General features: G+C 37.0%; 19 protein-coding genes. 11 read left to right on the forward strand and 8 right to left on the reverse strand.

Translation table 11 applies throughout. From position 1 onward, the window contains the following. Positions 1-23: 23 nt before the first annotated feature. The gene (locus tag L8T27_RS19420) at positions 24-1,742 is read right to left on the reverse strand and encodes a glycoside hydrolase family 2 protein (protein WP_237942400.1); all 1,719 of its coding nucleotides are present in this window, start codon (positions 1,740-1,742) and stop codon (positions 24-26) included. A gap of 157 nt (positions 1,743-1,899) precedes the next feature. Between L8T27_RS19420 and L8T27_RS19425 the strand changes: the two genes are divergently transcribed. The 5 genes from L8T27_RS19425 to L8T27_RS19440 all read left to right on the forward strand — a co-directional run bounded on the left by L8T27_RS19425 (position 1,900) and on the right by L8T27_RS19440 (position 4,664). After that, positions 1,900-2,736, forward strand: a complete 837-nt coding sequence (locus L8T27_RS19425; RefSeq protein ID WP_233315662.1) for an AraC family transcriptional regulator — start codon at positions 1,900-1,902, stop codon at positions 2,734-2,736. A 107-nt stretch (positions 2,737-2,843) separates the two neighbouring features. Continuing rightward, positions 2,844-3,437, forward strand: a complete 594-nt coding sequence (locus L8T27_RS19430) for a hypothetical protein (RefSeq protein ID WP_237942402.1) — start codon at positions 2,844-2,846, stop codon at positions 3,435-3,437. Positions 3,438-3,496: 59 nt separating this feature from the next. Further along, positions 3,497-3,631: a hypothetical protein gene (locus tag L8T27_RS28765; protein ID WP_282581454.1), complete on the forward strand. Its 135-nt coding sequence runs from the start codon at positions 3,497-3,499 to the stop codon at positions 3,629-3,631. 55 nt (positions 3,632-3,686) lie between these two features. After that, positions 3,687-4,187, forward strand: a complete 501-nt coding sequence (locus L8T27_RS19435; RefSeq protein WP_237942403.1) for an NUDIX hydrolase — start codon at positions 3,687-3,689, stop codon at positions 4,185-4,187. Positions 4,188-4,238: 51 nt separating this feature from the next. Then, positions 4,239-4,664: a stage III sporulation protein AH gene (locus L8T27_RS19440; protein WP_237942405.1), complete on the forward strand. Its 426-nt coding sequence runs from the start codon at positions 4,239-4,241 to the stop codon at positions 4,662-4,664. A gap of 25 nt (positions 4,665-4,689) precedes the next feature. On the opposite strand, the gene L8T27_RS19445 is transcribed toward L8T27_RS19440, so the two are convergent. Continuing rightward, positions 4,690-5,562 (reverse strand): AraC family transcriptional regulator, encoded by an 873-nt coding sequence (locus L8T27_RS19445; protein ID WP_237942407.1) that lies wholly within the window; start codon positions 5,560-5,562, stop codon positions 4,690-4,692. A 167-nt stretch (positions 5,563-5,729) separates the two neighbouring features. Between L8T27_RS19445 and L8T27_RS19450 the strand changes: the two genes are divergently transcribed. Both L8T27_RS19450 and L8T27_RS19455 read left to right on the forward strand, forming a co-directional pair. Beyond that, positions 5,730-6,881 (forward strand): DUF2264 domain-containing protein, encoded by a 1,152-nt coding sequence (locus L8T27_RS19450; RefSeq protein ID WP_282581455.1) that lies wholly within the window; start codon positions 5,730-5,732, stop codon positions 6,879-6,881. Positions 6,882-6,929: 48 nt separating this feature from the next. Next, positions 6,930-8,108 carry a glycoside hydrolase family 88 protein gene (locus L8T27_RS19455; RefSeq protein WP_237942409.1) on the forward strand — a complete coding sequence of 393 codons (1,179 nt, stop codon included), beginning with the start codon at positions 6,930-6,932 and terminating at the stop codon, positions 8,106-8,108. A gap of 43 nt (positions 8,109-8,151) precedes the next feature. On the opposite strand, the gene L8T27_RS19460 is transcribed toward L8T27_RS19455, so the two are convergent. Genes L8T27_RS19460 through L8T27_RS19470 form a run of 3 tightly spaced genes read right to left on the reverse strand, consistent with a single transcriptional unit; the run spans position 8,152 to position 9,190 of the window. After that, positions 8,152-8,424 (reverse strand): hypothetical protein, encoded by a 273-nt coding sequence (locus L8T27_RS19460; protein WP_233315517.1) that lies wholly within the window; start codon positions 8,422-8,424, stop codon positions 8,152-8,154. 1 nt (position 8,425) lies between these two features. Next, positions 8,426-8,815, reverse strand: coding sequence for an SHOCT-like domain-containing protein (locus tag L8T27_RS19465; RefSeq protein ID WP_233315516.1), 390 nt, complete (start codon positions 8,813-8,815; stop codon positions 8,426-8,428). Further along, positions 8,816-9,190 (reverse strand): DUF2089 domain-containing protein, encoded by a 375-nt coding sequence (locus L8T27_RS19470; protein ID WP_233315515.1) that lies wholly within the window; start codon positions 9,188-9,190, stop codon positions 8,816-8,818. 274 nt (positions 9,191-9,464) lie between these two features. Between L8T27_RS19470 and L8T27_RS19475 the strand changes: the two genes are divergently transcribed. Together L8T27_RS19475 and L8T27_RS19480 are read left to right on the forward strand one after the other, a co-directional pair. Continuing rightward, positions 9,465-9,956, forward strand: coding sequence for an HIT family protein (locus L8T27_RS19475; protein ID WP_237942411.1), 492 nt, complete (start codon positions 9,465-9,467; stop codon positions 9,954-9,956). Positions 9,957-10,028: 72 nt separating this feature from the next. Continuing rightward, complete coding sequence (locus L8T27_RS19480; protein WP_233315513.1) at positions 10,029-10,160, forward strand: YuzL family protein; 132 nt, start codon at positions 10,029-10,031, stop codon at positions 10,158-10,160. Between the two features lie 39 nt (positions 10,161-10,199). Here L8T27_RS19480 and L8T27_RS19485 read toward each other — a convergent pair whose 3' ends face one another. Together L8T27_RS19485 and L8T27_RS19490 are read right to left on the reverse strand one after the other, a co-directional pair. Continuing rightward, positions 10,200-11,036 (reverse strand): STAS domain-containing protein, encoded by an 837-nt coding sequence (locus tag L8T27_RS19485; protein WP_237942412.1) that lies wholly within the window; start codon positions 11,034-11,036, stop codon positions 10,200-10,202. Between the two features lie 146 nt (positions 11,037-11,182). Further along, the gene (locus L8T27_RS19490) at positions 11,183-12,004 is read right to left on the reverse strand and encodes an STAS domain-containing protein (protein ID WP_233315511.1); all 822 of its coding nucleotides are present in this window, start codon (positions 12,002-12,004) and stop codon (positions 11,183-11,185) included. Positions 12,005-12,193: 189 nt separating this feature from the next. Between L8T27_RS19490 and L8T27_RS19495 the strand changes: the two genes are divergently transcribed. Together L8T27_RS19495 and bglH are read left to right on the forward strand one after the other, a co-directional pair. After that, positions 12,194-14,119, forward strand: coding sequence for a beta-glucoside-specific PTS transporter subunit IIABC (locus L8T27_RS19495; protein WP_237942414.1), 1,926 nt, complete (start codon positions 12,194-12,196; stop codon positions 14,117-14,119). Positions 14,120-14,141: 22 nt separating this feature from the next. Continuing rightward, the gene (gene bglH, locus L8T27_RS19500; protein WP_237942416.1) at positions 14,142-15,551 is read left to right on the forward strand and encodes an aryl-phospho-beta-d-glucosidase; all 1,410 of its coding nucleotides are present in this window, start codon (positions 14,142-14,144) and stop codon (positions 15,549-15,551) included. A 45-nt stretch (positions 15,552-15,596) separates the two neighbouring features. Here the strand turns inward: bglH and L8T27_RS19505 are convergent, their stop codons facing one another. Then, positions 15,597-16,703, reverse strand: coding sequence for a GGDEF domain-containing protein (locus tag L8T27_RS19505; RefSeq protein ID WP_248574488.1), 1,107 nt, complete (start codon positions 16,701-16,703; stop codon positions 15,597-15,599). Positions 16,704-16,845: the final 142 nt, after the last annotated feature.

Raw genomic sequence — 16,845 nt, forward strand, 5'->3', positions numbered from 1 at the left:
AACTTGTGGTTTTTTTGATATATTCAAAGTTTGCCAGATGACCAAGAATGGTAGATGCGTTTCACTTCTCGGAACGATAATTTTGGCTTGCGATATTCATTAACGATTCCTTTGTTGTTAAAGCTCCGAGCTCTATCTCGGAAATGGGCACCATTGCTTTGCAAATCTGCTCGCGTATCTGCAAACTGCCATATATATGTTCCGCTAATCTTAGGATCATTGCGAAAGATTGTCAGTGCTTCAGTGAGGATTTTCGCTTGATAATCCTCACTGAACAGCCTCGGCTCCCAACCAGTATCACCATAGATACCTGCTCCTCCGAACTCGGTCATAATGACCGGTATATCACCAGCTCCCATGTCTTCTGCACGCTTATGGAACTGCTGCAGCATTTCTTTAAAGCCGCCTACATTGCCTTCATACCAGCCAAAGTATTTATTAATGCCAATCACATCAAAAAGCGGGAGAAGAATATCCTCTAGAGGATGCATGGTAGCGTATGTAATCAGTCTCGAGTTGTCGAGTTGTTTCGTCTTTTGTATCAGTTGCTCTGTCATTTTGTAAGCACTGTTTGTACGTGTATCAATCTCATTATGAATCGACCAAAAGATAATGGAAGGATGGTGATAATGCATAGTAATCATTTCAGCCATCATCGTCTGTGCACGCTCCTGGAACAACGGATTACTGACGGTTTCGTCTGGCAAGAGAGCACCCCAAATGGGAATTTCGCTCCAGAACAGGATGCCGTTTTCGTCAAGTAAATCAAGCCAATACGAACTTTGAGGATAATGAGATCCGCGTACAGTATTGCACCCCATTTCTTGAATGATTTGAAGATCTTTATACATCAGCTTAGGAGGAAAAGCAAATCCCCATTCAGGATGTTCTTCGTGGCGATTGACGCCTTTAAGAAAAATAGGCGAGTCATTAATAAGAATCTGGTGATCCTTCGTTTCGATTTTTCGGAATCCAATGCGTTCCACTTTATCATCCTGTTCAAGGCATGCTTGAATCGTATACAACTCTGGCTTGCCAACATTCCATAACCGCACTTCGTTCCAATTCAGCTTTATTGTATGGTCTACAGTTTGATTTGCACAAACAGCTACATGGTCAGAATATAAGCTTTGGCCATCTTCATAAAGTGATAATGCTGTAATCATATCGGTTTGAGCGAGTGAGCTAATTCGTACTTGGAAAATGACGGCGGCATCGGCTCCTTCTAATTCATAGTCAATCTTAAGTTTCTCAATGTATAAGTCTGGTAAAAATTGCATCTCCACAGATCGAATGATACCACCATAGTGAAACCAGTCCACAAGTCTTGTCGGAATGGTAAGGTCATCAAGAGTACTATCTGTTCGAACAATAAGTTCATGCTCTCCTGCTGAAAGGGATGGGATAATGAATTCAAACGGTGTATATCCACCAAAGTGATAACCGAGATGTTGGCCGTCTAGATAGACATCGGCAGCACCGAGCACAGCATGAAAAACTAATCGGACATGGTTAGTATCCTCTATTCTTATTGTTCTTCTAAACCATGCAACACCTTCATAGTCGTACATATGCAACCCGTTATTCCAGCAAGAGGGAACATAAATGGACTTAACAGGCTGTGGAAAACGATCAAACCATTTTTCTTTAAGACCGACATTTTCAGGATCTAACACAAAGTCCCATGGTCCATCTAAAAGACTTGTCTTACGGATATGATGTTCTTGAAAGGTTCTTAGCAAAGCTATTCCTCCTTAATTTTTAATACTTGCATAGCCATCTTGGTGAGGGATTGATAATATGAATAGTATCATGATAAATTCTCGTTCTGAATGGAAAAAAGACGGCGTCTACTTGTAAAAATCGAGCTTAATTATAAGGGGAGATAGAAACTTGAAAATGCCAAAATATGATTTGAATCAGTTCGTCTTGCATATTCATTTTACGCTCGACAAAGTTACATATCCTGGTTGGAAGGATGTCCGCAATCTGGTGAATGTTCATAGTTTATATTGGATTCATGAAGGAGAAGGGAGTTTTTATACTAATACTGAACATAAGGTGAAGAAAGGAATGATGGTTTACTTAAGACCTGGTCTGCAGATGTCGATGCGTTCAGAAATACATGCGCCGCTACGCATGACAATGGTGCTGTTTGATTGTGCGGAGCTTAACTACGATGTAGTTTGGAAGGACGTTAAGAGAGTTGCGAAACTGAGTCTGCCTTTTTTAAATCAGTACAATTGCAAACAGGCAGAGGAATTAGGCATGCTCTTTGAGGAAATTCATCAAGAATGGGTGCCTGGAGTTGCACATGGTGCTGCAGTTTCCCAAGGTAAACTAAAAGTAATGCTTCATAAGCTCCACAACATGGAGCAGCCCGATTGGAGCATAAATGAATCAAGTACATTAAGCGCCTTTAATAAGATAAAAAAATATATGGAAAACGGATACCAGGATAACATTAAAGTCGAACAGTTAGCGAAGCAATACAGCATTTCAGCAACCTATCTTCGCAAGCTCTTCCTTAAGTACACAGGAATGGGACCAAAAGAGTATCTTAGTTATATCCGTAACGAGCGAGCGTGCAGTTATTTAATATATACAGACTATCAAATTAAAGAGATTGCAAGATTATGCGGTTATTTTGAAGAATATCATTTTAGTAAGATGTTTAAACAATTAAATGACCTATCACCAAGTTCATATCGGAAGATTCATAAAAAGATAGAGTGAGCTTTTAAAAGGCATGGAACCTCTTTAAGAAATGGCACGTATATAATTTAGTTTAAATAGGTGGAAGTTTGATTTATATAAAAGGTAATAAGGGGGAGGGATTCTTTATGAATTTTTCTAACAAACAGTTGCAAGATTTAATTCAAGGAAAGATTGTTGGCGATAGCTTTCCTTATTGTACAAAAAATGAGGAAGAAATTGAGGCACATATCCGAAGGTTATTTCATCGAATAAATCGAATACCTAATATCGTTTGTGAAGCAGAATGGAATCATTTTGGCAGTGGCTATGCCTCCTTTATTGAATTTTTTTGTTATCAAAAAGAGGATGTTACTGTCGTTAAGGAAATTAACAACATTAAAGAGTTACAGACAGAAGGAATTATTATTGATATTTGTCGTTTAGCACCTGTAGCAATTATGGGGGAAGATACTAGATATAAGACAATGCGGACAGATACGAACGAAATAATTGGCGGTGCATACGGTTGTTTATTTGGTGGTCCACATCTGTTAAATATTAGTGAGAAATACGAGACTATTGTGAGAAAATTGGAGTATGCGCTAAAAGAATTTGAATATGAACGGTTAGAAACAGAAAAAATACACCAGCCTTTATCCTTTCAAGCAAAAATCCCAACTATATATAGTAATTCTAACGATTATGTAATTATGGACGCTATCTTTTATTGGGAAGATTAGATTTTCTTGTATTTCAAAAAAACTATGTATGGATAAATAACTTAAGGTGGCGACAAGTTATGGCATGCTCATGTAAGATAATAGATGGATTCATGCTTGAGCTGTCAGAGAGTCCTGATATCAATCAAGTGGGTAAAGCTGACAGAATTAAAGGACCATATCATCAACTATACAAACAACAAGATAAATATTGAGTTATTGTAATAGCTGACTTTAGAAGATAACTTTACGAGAGATGGTGGCTTGTGAATGGGGATGTCAGAATACTATAAAAATATACGTTCGAAAATTGGTAACGAGCTAATATTAATGCCAAGTGTTGCTGCCATTATCAGGAATGATTCTGGAGAAATCTTATTACAAAACAAGGGGAATGGGGAAAAGTGGAGTCTTCCTGCTGGTGCAATAGAGCCAGGAGAAGCACCTGCCGAAGCAATGGTTCGTGAAGTATGGGAAGAGACCGGATTAATTGTTTTGCCGAGAAAGTTAGTAGGAGTGTTTGGCGGAAAAGAATTTCGTTATCAATATCCAAATGGCCATCAAGTCGAATATAACGTTTTTATGTTTCAGTGCGAAATTACCAGCGGCAATCTGAATCCTCATGATCAAGAAACGGCAGAGCTTCAATACTTTAGACCAGATAGGATGCCGGAACTTGCATTACCTTATCCAAAAGACATATTTTTACAAAAAAGGGATGAGCTTTATTTTCAGTGGAATAAACATTGGCTAGAGAAGCTTCCAGAGTAGGATTGTTCGATTTCTAACGTAAAAAAGCAGTGTAACTGAGGAGAAATAAACATGCTGATAATAACAGAAAATGTAAAAGGGAAACGGTATAACCATTTAATGGATTTGCTTACCAGACATTGTAATAAGTTTGCCTTCGTTGAGAATGAGATGGAGGAAGAGAGCCATGCTGCAATTGATGCCAGGATTGTTTATATAAAGGAACACTTGCTGGAAAGGAAAATTCAACGAGAATGGGAAACAACGAAACTTCCTGAGGCCACCGCATATGTTTCTTATTTTCAATTAAATAATGCCACAAGGGATTTCCTGAAGGAAAACAGCAATTCCCTTTTTAGCTGGCTCCATCCAAAATTGCCGGAAGACTTAATGTTTTATCAGAATGATAAATGTATATTAGCTGGATGTTCACACGAGGGCTACTTTATAGTGGAAGAGACCTTGTGGGGAGAATTTCTATTAAATACAGAGCGGTGATTTGCCAGCTCTGTATTTAATTTTTTTAGTTATGCGACCTTCTGTGGGAGAGTCTATACTGGTGAGGAGTCGTTCCAACGAGTTTTTTGAATAACTGGATAAAATAAGATACACTTTTGAAGCCTAAGCTTTCACCAATTAATTCAATAGATTTATTTGTCATTTCTAGCAATTGACAAGCTTCTTTTATTCTCCGAATGGTAAGATACTCTGTTAAACTACTTCCCGTTTCACGCTTGAAACTTCTTGATATATATGATTTTGATAAATGAAGCTCATTTGATAAATGTTCTAAGTCAAAGGGCTCCTTATAATGTGCTTCTATCCAATTCATTATCTTTTCAGAGTAGAATAATGGCCGTAATTTATTGTTTGAGGTTGAATCAGGATTAGCATCGGTGCTGTTTATACGGATACATGAGAGCAATTGCATTAAAAAAAGCTGGCTGTCTTCTTCCCAGTTGTTTGTTTGCAGTGATTTATTAAATTGTTCATACAGCTCATATATATAGTTATAATCATTTTCTAAATCAAAAGCTTGAAGTTCGTTTACTCCAAACTGTAATTTTTTTAACAAGGCACTCAGTCCTGGGAAAAAATTTAGGTTTTTCTCTCCGAATGACATTGTATCAAAGTGAAGAATACTTCTCTCATAAGGAGATTGGGGGGATACTTCTACATATACCTTATGTAATTGAAATGGCTGGAAAAAGAAAAGCATTCCTTTTTTTAACTCATAAGTCTGTTGGTTAACTATTACGCGCCCTTGTCCACGATATACAAATAAAAGTTCGCAACCTTGATGCCAGTGATAATATCCTTGGAAATTCTGCTCAGAAACCCTGCGATAAACCCAGTTAAATGGTTTGAGATCTATTTGTTCAAATAAATTCTTCATATAATTCCTCCATATAGTATTCAAACATTGAAAAACTTATTATTTAAGGTGCAAGAACAATAGAGCGACATTTTTGGTTATTTAACAAACACTTTTAGAATAATACGTAAGTTATAATTTAGTAAAGAATTTGGTGATAAAAAGAAAGGAAATCGGAGGAGGAAAATGTGAGCGTCTCAAATGATAACGATCGAGAGTATTGGCTGCAATCCATGCTGAAAATTGCAAGTCCGGTGCTTCAAAACTTAAAAAATAAATCATTAAAAAAAGTAATGCCAGTCGAGATGAAGGAAGGTACAAATCGTCAACAATTCACTCATTTGGAAGCGTTGTCCCGACTGCTCGTTGGGATGGCTCCATGGCTGGAAAGGAAAAGTGAAAATAAGGAGGAAGAAGCACTTCGTATGGAATATGGTGAGCTGGCACGCATAGCTATTGATGCAGGCACAGATCCTCACTCTCCTGATTATATGAATTTTTCAACAGATTTTCAGCCGATTGTTGATACTGCTTTTTTAGCGCATGCTTTTCTTAGAGCTCCTGATGAACTATGGAAAAAACTAAGTGGTAGGGTTAAAAACAATGTGATACTTGCAATGAAAGCTACCCGAACAAAAAAACCAATCTTTTCTAACTGGCTTTTATTTTCTGCATTAATTGAAGCCTTTTTATATAAAGTGGGAGAAAAGGATTGGGATCCGATGCGTATTGATTTTGCTGTAAAGCAATTTGATCAATGGTATTTGGGAGATGGTGTATACAGTGATGGACCTGAGTTTCATTATGATTATTATAATAGCTTTGTTATCCATCCTATGCTTGTAGATTTATTAGAAACTGTTGGTGAAGAGTACACAGATTGGCTGGGAAAAAAGGAAACCTTTATGGAAAGATCAAAAAGATATGCAGTTATTCAAGAGCGCATGATTTCGCCGGAGGGAACATTTCCGCCAGTGGGAAGATCTATTGCTTACCGTTTTGGTGTTTTTCAAACTTTAGCTCACCATGCACTTCGCAAGGATTTACCTAAGACACTTGCTCCAGAACAAGTTAGAAGTGCACTGACTCAAGTTATAAAACGGACACTGGAAGCTCCGGGCACATTTACAGAGTCAGGGTGGCTGACTATTGGTTTTTGCGGCCATCAACCAGGGATTGGGGAAGGATATATTTCTACAGGCAGTGTTTATTTGTGTGCGGCCGTTTTCTTGCCATTAGGTTTGGCCGAATCAGATCCATTTTGGAGTAATTCTTCAATGGAATGGACGGCAAAAAGAGCTTGGTCAGGGAATAACTTTCCAATTGATCATTGTTTATAATACTAGAACGAATCTGATGAAGTCCATATCTGAAAGGGGAAAGTAGAGATGAGTACGATTCACGAAGAAATGAAGCATGATAAATTTAAAGCCAAAGCTGTTTTAGATTCAAAATGGCTTGAAGAGGAAATTCAGTATGTTTTGCAAAAAATCGATGAAAATCTAGACCTATTTACGGAGAAGGTACCACCGGCTGCATCAACAAATTTAATGTATATTCCTGAAGATAATAATGATTGGACTGCTAGCTTTTGGATTGGAATGCTTTATTTAGCTTACGAATATACAGGGAATGATAAATATCTTGATGTAATAAAAACCCAGCTTGAAAGCTTTAGTGAACGCTTAACGAAGAATATTCAGTTAGAAACACATGATATTGGTTTTTTATACTCTTTATCCTGTGTGGCGGGCTACCAAGTGCTGAAAGATGAAACCGCAAAAGAAATAGCGATAAAAGCAGCTGATAAGCTGATTACTCGGTATCATCAAAAGGCGAAGATTATTCAAGCATGGGGCGATTTATCTGACCCAGAACAGCTTGGAAGGATGATTATAGATTGTAATATGAATTTGCCGTTATTATATTTTGCTTCCAGAGAAACAGGTAATCAGAAGTATTATAATATTGCCGTAAATCATGCTAAACAAGCAGCCAAGTATATTGTGAGAGAAGACGCATCAACATACCATACCTTTTATATGGATACAGAGAATGGTGAACCGCTTTATGGAAAGACTGCGCAAGGATATACCGATCAATCGTGCTGGGCCCGTGGCCAGGCATGGGGAGTATACGGTTTTGCATTAAGCTACGTACATACAGGGGATAGAGAGTTTCTTGATATTGCTGAAAAACTGGCAAACTACTTTTTAAATCGTCTTCCTGATGATAATATTTGCTATTGGGACTTAGTCTTTACAGAAGGAAAGGAGGAACGTGACAGTTCTGCTGCAGCCATCATGGCTTGTGGACTACTCGAATTAAGCAAGAACTTGCCAGTTTCCCATCAATATAAGGAAGTCTATGAAAATGCAGCCATAAAAATGATTAAGTCACTAGCTGAAAGCTATACTACTAAAAAAGCTCACTCCAATGGTATTTTGTTGCATGCAGTCTACTCTAAGCCTGACAATAATGGGGTAGACGAGTGCTGTATCTGGGGAGATTACTATTATTTAGAAGCATTAATACGCACAGTCATGAGCTGGAAGATGTACTGGTAAAAAAAAGAAAAAAAGCACAATCCCATGATAAAGGAATTGTGCTTTATAACCTTATAGAAACTTCTGTTCCATCTTTAAGGCTTGTTTCAACCAGCAGTAAACCGCTTTGGCTGGAAAGCTCTCTTAGCAAAGGCTTTAAGTCATACCTGCTAATATAAGGGATTTGAAATTTTGTTTTTCCGGATTTTTCGATTGCACCATTCACAAGCACGAGAATTCTCTTTGAAGTTAGAATTCTAATGACAAGATGTAAAATAGCATATGGAACTGGAATAATAAAGCGTTTCCCATTTACTTTAACTTTTACCTTCATCATATTACTCAACTGTAACCAATACTTTGTCACCATTTGCTGCTGTAACATCTACAATTTGTCCGTCCAATTCATTATCAATTGCATCTATTAACAGTGCAATGTCAATATCCTTCACATATTTTTCGGATTGGGGAATTCTCTCCGCAATACTAGAGCCTACATTTAAGACAGCTTTTATAAGTTTAATTGGCAGATTAACGTTGACATTATCCCCGTTTTCCGAAGTAACACGGATCTTTAGCATTTTGTTTAAATAGGAGGCTGAGGTATGTTTTTGTAGATTGACCTTGTTGTCTTTTCCTTGCAGGGCATCAATTAATTCAGCAGCTTTGTCTTTACTCAGCTTACCTTCTTCAACCATTGTTAAAACTCTTGAAATTTCTTCGCTCATTTAGGATTCCTCCCCATTTAATAATTCAATTGCTTCTTCAGCAGTTATTTCGCCTTTTTCCAGCATTAAGATTACTTTTTTACGATCAATTTTATCTGCTTTCTTAGTGGTAGAATAACCAAGAGAAGAGATAATATCATCTAATTTCCCGCGGACAGTTGGATAAGAAATACCAAGGTCTTTTTCAACCTCTTTTATATTTCCGCGGCATTTTAAGAAAGTCTCGATAAAGCTGAGCTGTTCTTTGTTAAGATTTGCAAAATTAGAAAGTTCGAATTCATTTTCGATAGTGGTATGACAATGAGTACACTGTAGCCGGGTAATTTTTAATTGCTTTGCACAAACAGGGCACTCTGAAATAAGAGGATAAGCCATAATTCCCTCCTTTTTTTATTTATAATGCAATCATACATTAATGATTAAATAAAATAAACAATAAAATTAAATAAACAAAAAAAATAACTTAATTAGTTTAATATATTCAATTTAAATATTAAATAATTTTATTTTAGTGTGTGGATTTTAATTTTAACTTGGGTTGTTTTATTTGAATTGGTAAATTTAGTGAAAGGAGAAGGGGTTATAGGAAGGAATCTAGAAATAATCTTTATCCGGTGAAATAGAAGGTTATCATAATAGGGGGATTCTAATGAAGAATATAACCTTATCTAACGGCACCACTGTTGAAGTTGAATGTTTAAGCTGTGCCTTAACAAGCGGAATAATTGAACCAGATGGTGGTGCAGTATATGAAACTGAACATTTTCACGCACATCAAGATGTTGCTTATCCAATTAAAGGGTTAATGATATTAGCTTCTAAGCGGCATATAAAATGCTTCGATGAACTAACGGACCAAGAGCAGTTAGATTATATAAAGACCTTGTCAAAGATTAGGCATGCTCAAAGGAAAGTTTTGGGAATAGAGTATGTTTATTATTTTTATAATGAAGACACAACACATCATTTTCATACTTGGATGGTCCCAAGGTATGATTGGATGGCGGGCTTTGGAAGTTCCATTGAATCAGTAAGACCAATCTTACTTTATGCTAGAAATGAAATGAATAATAAAGAAAATATAGATGAGGTAATGGCTGCAATTAATTCTCTCAGGAAAGAGCTAAATAATGATGATTAGGAATTAGTACATTACGAAACAAGTCTCATAACATACAGGATTTGCGGAACAATATAGTTGGAGGTGAATACAGTGTCTAACAGAAAAGCTGATCCATCAACAATTGGTTTAGGTTCTACAAATGTTCAAGGACAAGGTACTACAATGAAAGAAACGGGGAACAGAAAGTCTGATTCTTCGCGAAAGAAGCAAAAACAATCTTAATATTGGATGAAGAAAAAACAGACGGACTCCGTCTGTTTTTTAGATATTCGCCAACTTGATGGCATTTGCGAGAGAGGAATTGACTGAGATATTATCGAATTTTAAACCGAGCTGAATAGCAGTTTGAGCAACTTCAGGACGAATGCCAGAAAGATCGGTTTTAACGCCGATTAATGATAATGCTTCGATTAGTTGAAAGATTTGATGTGCAACCATTGTATCAATAATGACTACACCGGAAAGGTCAAGAAGCAATCTGTTTACTCCTAAACGGTTGCATTGCTCTAACGTTTTCTCAAGTAGGATTTTCGCACGTGCTGTGTCAATCTCCCCAACTAATGGCAATAATGCTGTTTGGTTATTTAAGGCAATAACAGGTGTGCTGAGTTCAAGAATTAACTCCTGCTGGGCATGCAGTCTTTTTTCGGAGTTGCGATTATACTCTTTTGTAAACCATTCAATCACATTAGCCATTGTTTCTGTAACAACCTGATATATTGTATGTATTTCGCTTACGGCAAGATTATCTTTATGTTCCTCGATAAATTCCGTCATTAAATCAAGGTACTGCTTTTGCGTTCTGTGAAATTCGCGGATGATAAAATGAATCGGTGTTAGCGAATGTTCCTGATCCTGCGCTACCTTTAGTATCCATTGTTCAAAATCAGCTGAAAATTTTCCTTCTTCCTTACGAAATACTTCTGCAAAGTTCTCGTGGAACTCATAGTTTTGTTGCTTCACGCCTTTAATGATTTCTGGATCATTAGAAGCATAAACTCCGCTGCTATTGGATTTATCTAGACTTTCATACCAGTCTTCTGTTATTTGCCATGTTTTTTTAACAAAAAAATGATAAAGTTCATTATTTGAATACATTTCAATCCTCCTGTTGGTGCAATTATAGGTTGTCCATAGAATTTTACACTATCTGAGTTCATCCGTCTAAAGTATTGGGTGGCGATCATGTATTTTTACTGCATTGTAAAACAAAATCCCCCTTAATGGGGGATGGTAAAATAATTTTACAAATAGGTTTTTAATGTATCTTGCAGTGTACCTCGTGTTTCCGCATCTTTTTCGAAGCGGATGCCTGCATGAACCATTTTTTTGACAAGTTCAGGTCTAAGTCCTGTAAGGATTGCCTTACAGCCCATCATGGAGATTCCAGCTAAAATCTTTTCAAAGTAATCAATCACATCCATTTCCATTCTCGCAATCCCGGAAAGGTCAATGATGAGTGTTTGAATTCTTGAATCTGCAATATCATTTAATACCTTTTCTTCAATCACTCTAATTCGATACGAATCAATTGCTCCAATAAGAGGTAATACCGAAACAGATTGCTTAACTGGAATGATTGGAACAGACAAATGTTCTACCATTTCTCTTTGTCTATATAGCATTTCATCTTTAAAGTTTGAGTAATTAAGAAAGAAGCTGTTTAAGAATTTATCCATTTTTTCATTTATGCTTTTTTCTAAGATATAAAAATTATTGCGGTCTGATATTATATTCTGCTGTTCATCAATAATATAGATAAAATGCCATATTGTTCTTCTAATTGCCTGCACCCACTCCAGTTTTAACTCTAAAGTTAATGAGTGCTTTGCCCAAGCAATTCCTTCGACTTTAGCAAAAGAAACCAATTCTTCCTCTTTTTCGTCCATAACGAAAAATGTCATTTTTTTGGCGTTTTTTAATAAATCGATGTTTCCCTTATTTAAGATATCCGTAATTTTTGTTGAGACATTAACTGCTTCCGTAAGCAATTTGCTTTCAAACTTATCCCCATTTTCATTAATAAATATCTTTACTTCATCTTTAATATTATTAATTGGATTCATTTTTAACTACTCCTCTTGGCTTTGTTAATTAATATGTACCCCTTTATCTATAAATCATTATATATAAAATACTGCTTGGAGAGCAATTATTGTTTCATTACCAAAATATTTTAGGGGAAGGATAGGCTTCCTATCTTTGCAACACAATAAATATATGAGTTACCCAATAAAGGAAAGTAGGTGGAATTAATGAAATATGAACAGTTGGCAAAGGATATTATTGCAAATGTTGGAGGTAAAGAAAATGTCAACAGCGTTGTTCATTGTATTACTCGCTTGCGCTTCAAGTTAAAAGACGAAAGCAAGGCTCAGACCGATATAATTAAAAATATGGAAGGTGTAGTAACTGTTATGAAAAGCGGTGGCCAGTATCAGGTGGTCATCGGAAATCACGTTCCAGACGTATATAAGGCGGTAGTGGAGGTTGGCGGGCTTAATACACAATCGTCGTCTGAAGATAACGGAGGCGGAGAAAAGCAAGGGATATTTAATCAATTCATTGATATTATTTCCAGCATCTTTACACCTGTATTAGGTGTTTTGGCAGCAACCGGGATGATCAAGGGGTTTAATGCGTTATTTTTAGCATTAGGCTGGCTTGAGGCAACATCTGGAACTTATCAAATATTAAATGCACTCGGTGATTCCTTATTTTATTTCTTCCCGATATTCCTAGGGTATACAGCCAGCAAAAAGTTTGGTGGCACAACTTTTATTGGGATGGTAATAGGTGCTTCCCTTGTTTATCCGACCTTAACAACGTTAACGACAGGTACACCGATTACTACATTATTTTCAGGCACTGTGTTTCAGTCACCAGTATTTATTACGTTTTTAGGGGTGCCTGTTATATTAATGAGCTATGCTTCTTCTGTAATACCGATCATCCTAGCCGCTTATTTTGGAGTGAAGCTGGAGAAGTTTTTTAAAAAAATTATTCCAGATGTTGTTAAAACCTTCTTAGTTCCATTCTTTACACTTTTAATCGCAGTGCCGATAACGTTTTTAGTGATTGGACCGATTGCCACTTGGGCAGGTGTATTAATTGGACAAGCTACACTTTGGCTATATAATCTCAGTCCAATTATTGCCGGTATTTTCGTCGGCGGATTATGGCAGGTTTTTGTTATTTTCGGCCTGCATTGGGGGCTTGTGCCGATTGCGATTAACAACCTGACTGTGCACGGAGCAGATCCGATACTCGGCACGATGTTTGCTGCATCTTTTGCACAAATTGGTGCTGTGCTTGGTGTATGGTTAAGAACAAAACAGCAAAAATATAAAACATTAAGCATTCCTGCATTCATTTCCGGCATATTCGGGGTTACAGAGCCTGCCATTTACGGAATAACGTTGCCATTAAAAAAACCATTTATTATCAGCTGTATTGCAGCGGCTGTCGGCGGAGGAATTCTTGGCTTTGCCAAGTCGCAAATATATATGGTCGGAGGGTTGGGAATCTTCGGAATTCCTACTTATATTGATCCAAAAGCTGGCATAACTTTTGCCTTCTGGGGTGCTGTTATTGCCATTATTGTCGGCTTTGTCTTAGCATTCATTTTAACGTATTTGTTTGGCAATTCTAAAACAGAAACAGCAGATTCGACGGCTAACAACCAGGCAAATAAAGAGGAACCGCCAGCAGTTAAGCTCGCTGATGAGGTTATATATAGTCCGATAAACGGCGAAGTCTTATCATTATCTTTGCTTAAAGATGAAGCATTTGCATCAGGAGCGTTAGGTCAAGGGGTTGCAATTGAACCTTCTGAAGGTAAAGTATATTCTCCAGTAGATGGTACTGTCACAGCGCTTTTTCCTACAAACCATGCAATTGGAATCACTTCTGACAATGGTTCAGAAATCTTAATCCATGTTGGGATGGATACGGTTGAATTAAATGGCAAGTTTTTTACCGCACATGTCAGCCATGGAACGAGAGTAAAAAAAGGTCAGCTGTTAATTGATTTCGACTTAACGGAAATTAAAAAAGCAGGCTATGTTGTTTCTACACCTGTGATTGTGACAAACCAAGGAGATTTTGAACAAATAACACCAACCGAACAAAAGCAAACAAAAGTTGGAGAACAATTAATAGAAACAAAAATAAAAGCTTAAATAATGAACAGAGGTGATGAAAATGAGCAGGTCTGTGCAATTTCCAGAAGGTTTTTTGTGGGGCGGTGCTGTTGCTGCAAATCAGTTGGAGGGTGCTTATCAGGAGGATGGCAAAGGTTTATCGACAGCAGATGTTTCTCCTAATGGAATCATGAGTCCACCTGATTTCTCGATGGAAAAATTTAATTTATATCATGAAGGTATTGATTTTTATCATAAGTATAAAGAGGATATTGCTTTGTTTGCGGAAATGGGCTTTAAAGCATTTCGTTTTTCCATTGCATGGTCGCGGATCTTTCCTAATGGAGATGACCAGCAGCCTAACGAAAACGGACTTCAATTCTATGATGACATGATTGATGAATTGCGAAGACATAATATAGAACCAGTTGTAACGATGTCCCACTATGAGATGCCGCTTAACCTTGTTGAAAAATATGGCGGCTGGAAAAACCGGCAAGTTGTAAGCTATTATGAAAAATTTGCGAAAACTATTTTCAAGCGGTACCGCAATAAGGTTAAATATTGGATGACTTTTAACGAAATCAATGTACTGCTGCATGCTCCATTTACTGGAGGCGGTCTATTGTTTAAGGATGGCGTTAAAAATGAACAAGACATTTACCAAGCGGCACACCATCAGTTTGTAGCAAGTGCCCTGGCTGTGAAAGCAGGTCATGAGGAAATTCCGGAATCGCAGATTGGCTGTATGATTGCTTCAATGATAACTTATCCATACAGTTCAAAACCAGAAGATATGTTTGCTGCTTTAACTCAAGACAGAAAGACATTGTTCTTTTCAGATGTTCAGTCTCGAGGATACTATCCAACTTATATGACGAATTATTTTGCTGATAATGGCATTAACATTGAAATGGATACAGGGGATTTGGAGCTTTTACAAGATTATACGGTTGATTATATCGGATTCAGCTATTATATGTCATTTGTAGCTAGCACAGACCCCGAACATCAAGCAGGCAAGGCATCTGGCAATTTATTTGAAGGCTTAAAAAACCCTTATTTAGAATCATCTGAATGGGGCTGGCAAATTGATCCGGTCGGATTAAGAACAGTCTGCAACCAGCTGTATGACCGCTATCAAAAGCCATTATTCATTGTTGAGAACGGACTTGGTGCAGTGGACAAGCTGGAGGAAGACGGTACCATTCAAGATGATTATCGAATTGACTACCTACGGAAGCATATTTATGAAATGAAAAATGCAATTGGTGATGGTGTAGAAATAATGGGTTATACCTCCTGGGGTCCAATTGATTTAGTCAGTGCCTCTACAGCAGAGCTGAAGAAGCGATATGGCTTTATTTATGTAGATAAAGACAGTGAAGGAAAAGGCTCGAATGAGCGACTAAGAAAAAAGAGCTTTTATTGGTATAAACAAGTGCTTGAATCGAATGGAGAAGTATTGTAACGCATAAAGATTAGGACCCTAGAATAGAGATAGGGTCCTGATTGTTTACACTGTTAAAACAGGAACAGTATTAACATCCTGATTGATGCAGACCTTGTTTCTTCCTGTTCTTTTTGCTTGATACAAGGCTTTATCCGCTTCTTCTATAAGGGAGCAAATATTATCCGTTGTTTCAGGGAAGCTTGCTGCACCGATTGACACTGTAATGTTTATGGTCTCATTCGAGCTAATAATAAATGGTGTATTTTCGACGATTTTCCTGATGCGTTCACCAATTTCGTAAGCCCTTTCGAGCGAACAATCTAATAAAATATCCGAAAATTCTTCTCCGCCATTTCTGCTCACGATGTCGAAAGAGCGGGTTGTATTATGGAGGAGATTTCCTAATGCTTTTAATACGATATCTCCATCGCCATGTCCGTAATTGTCGTTAATATGCTTGAAGAAATCAATATCGATATACAAAAAAGAAAGCTTTTCTCCTTTTTGCCCAACACTTTCAGCGAGTGAATTAAAAACCTCATCAAATTTCCTGACGTTATTTAAGCCAGTCAGTCCATCAGTTGTTGACTCTAATTTATACTTCTCAAATAGTATTGTCTTTTTTCTTAATAGCTCCAGCATATAAAAGGCAAGGATGCCGGCAGCATAAGAGGCAATCCAATAAATAGGAAGGAGGACATACAGTGCTTCTGTGCTTTCAACTAGAAAAACAGCCGTAACTGATAAGATAATATTGTTAGTAGTTAAAAGAATTGCAATTTTCACCTGCAAGCTGCCTTTTGATTTAGGAGAAAACAGGACTGCAAATAATGACACAAGCGTGATATACCCTATTGCTATTAAAGATGTCACACTTATTCCTATTAACAGCCTTCCGACAATAAAGAACAACAAAGATATGGTTACGGGAATAAAACCGCCATAGAAACCCACCAAAATAATAGGGATATGTCTCAAATCAAAGATGGAATCGCCAATATGGATACTGTAAAACATTAATATATCAGACGAGATACCGGCAACTATCCCAGCAAAAATTTTATAGTTCATATTAGAATTACGATTTAATGGTGTTTTCAAAAGTTGTGTATATAAAAAAATAAGTGATGTCAAAATGGCAAAATTTGCGAACAGTTCTTTTAATATCATAATTATCACCACAGCTAATTTACCATAACAAGAGCCGTTTTGTAACTAGTACTTTTCACCAAACTTTTTGGTAGTTTTAATGGTGCTTACATATCAATACGAGGAAGCTTATCTTTATGCTAAGCAAGAAAAAATCCCGGTG

The sequence above is a fragment of the Niallia sp. Man26 genome, from assembly GCF_022049065.2.
Classification (GTDB): Bacteria; Bacillota; Bacilli; order Bacillales; family Cytobacillaceae; genus Niallia.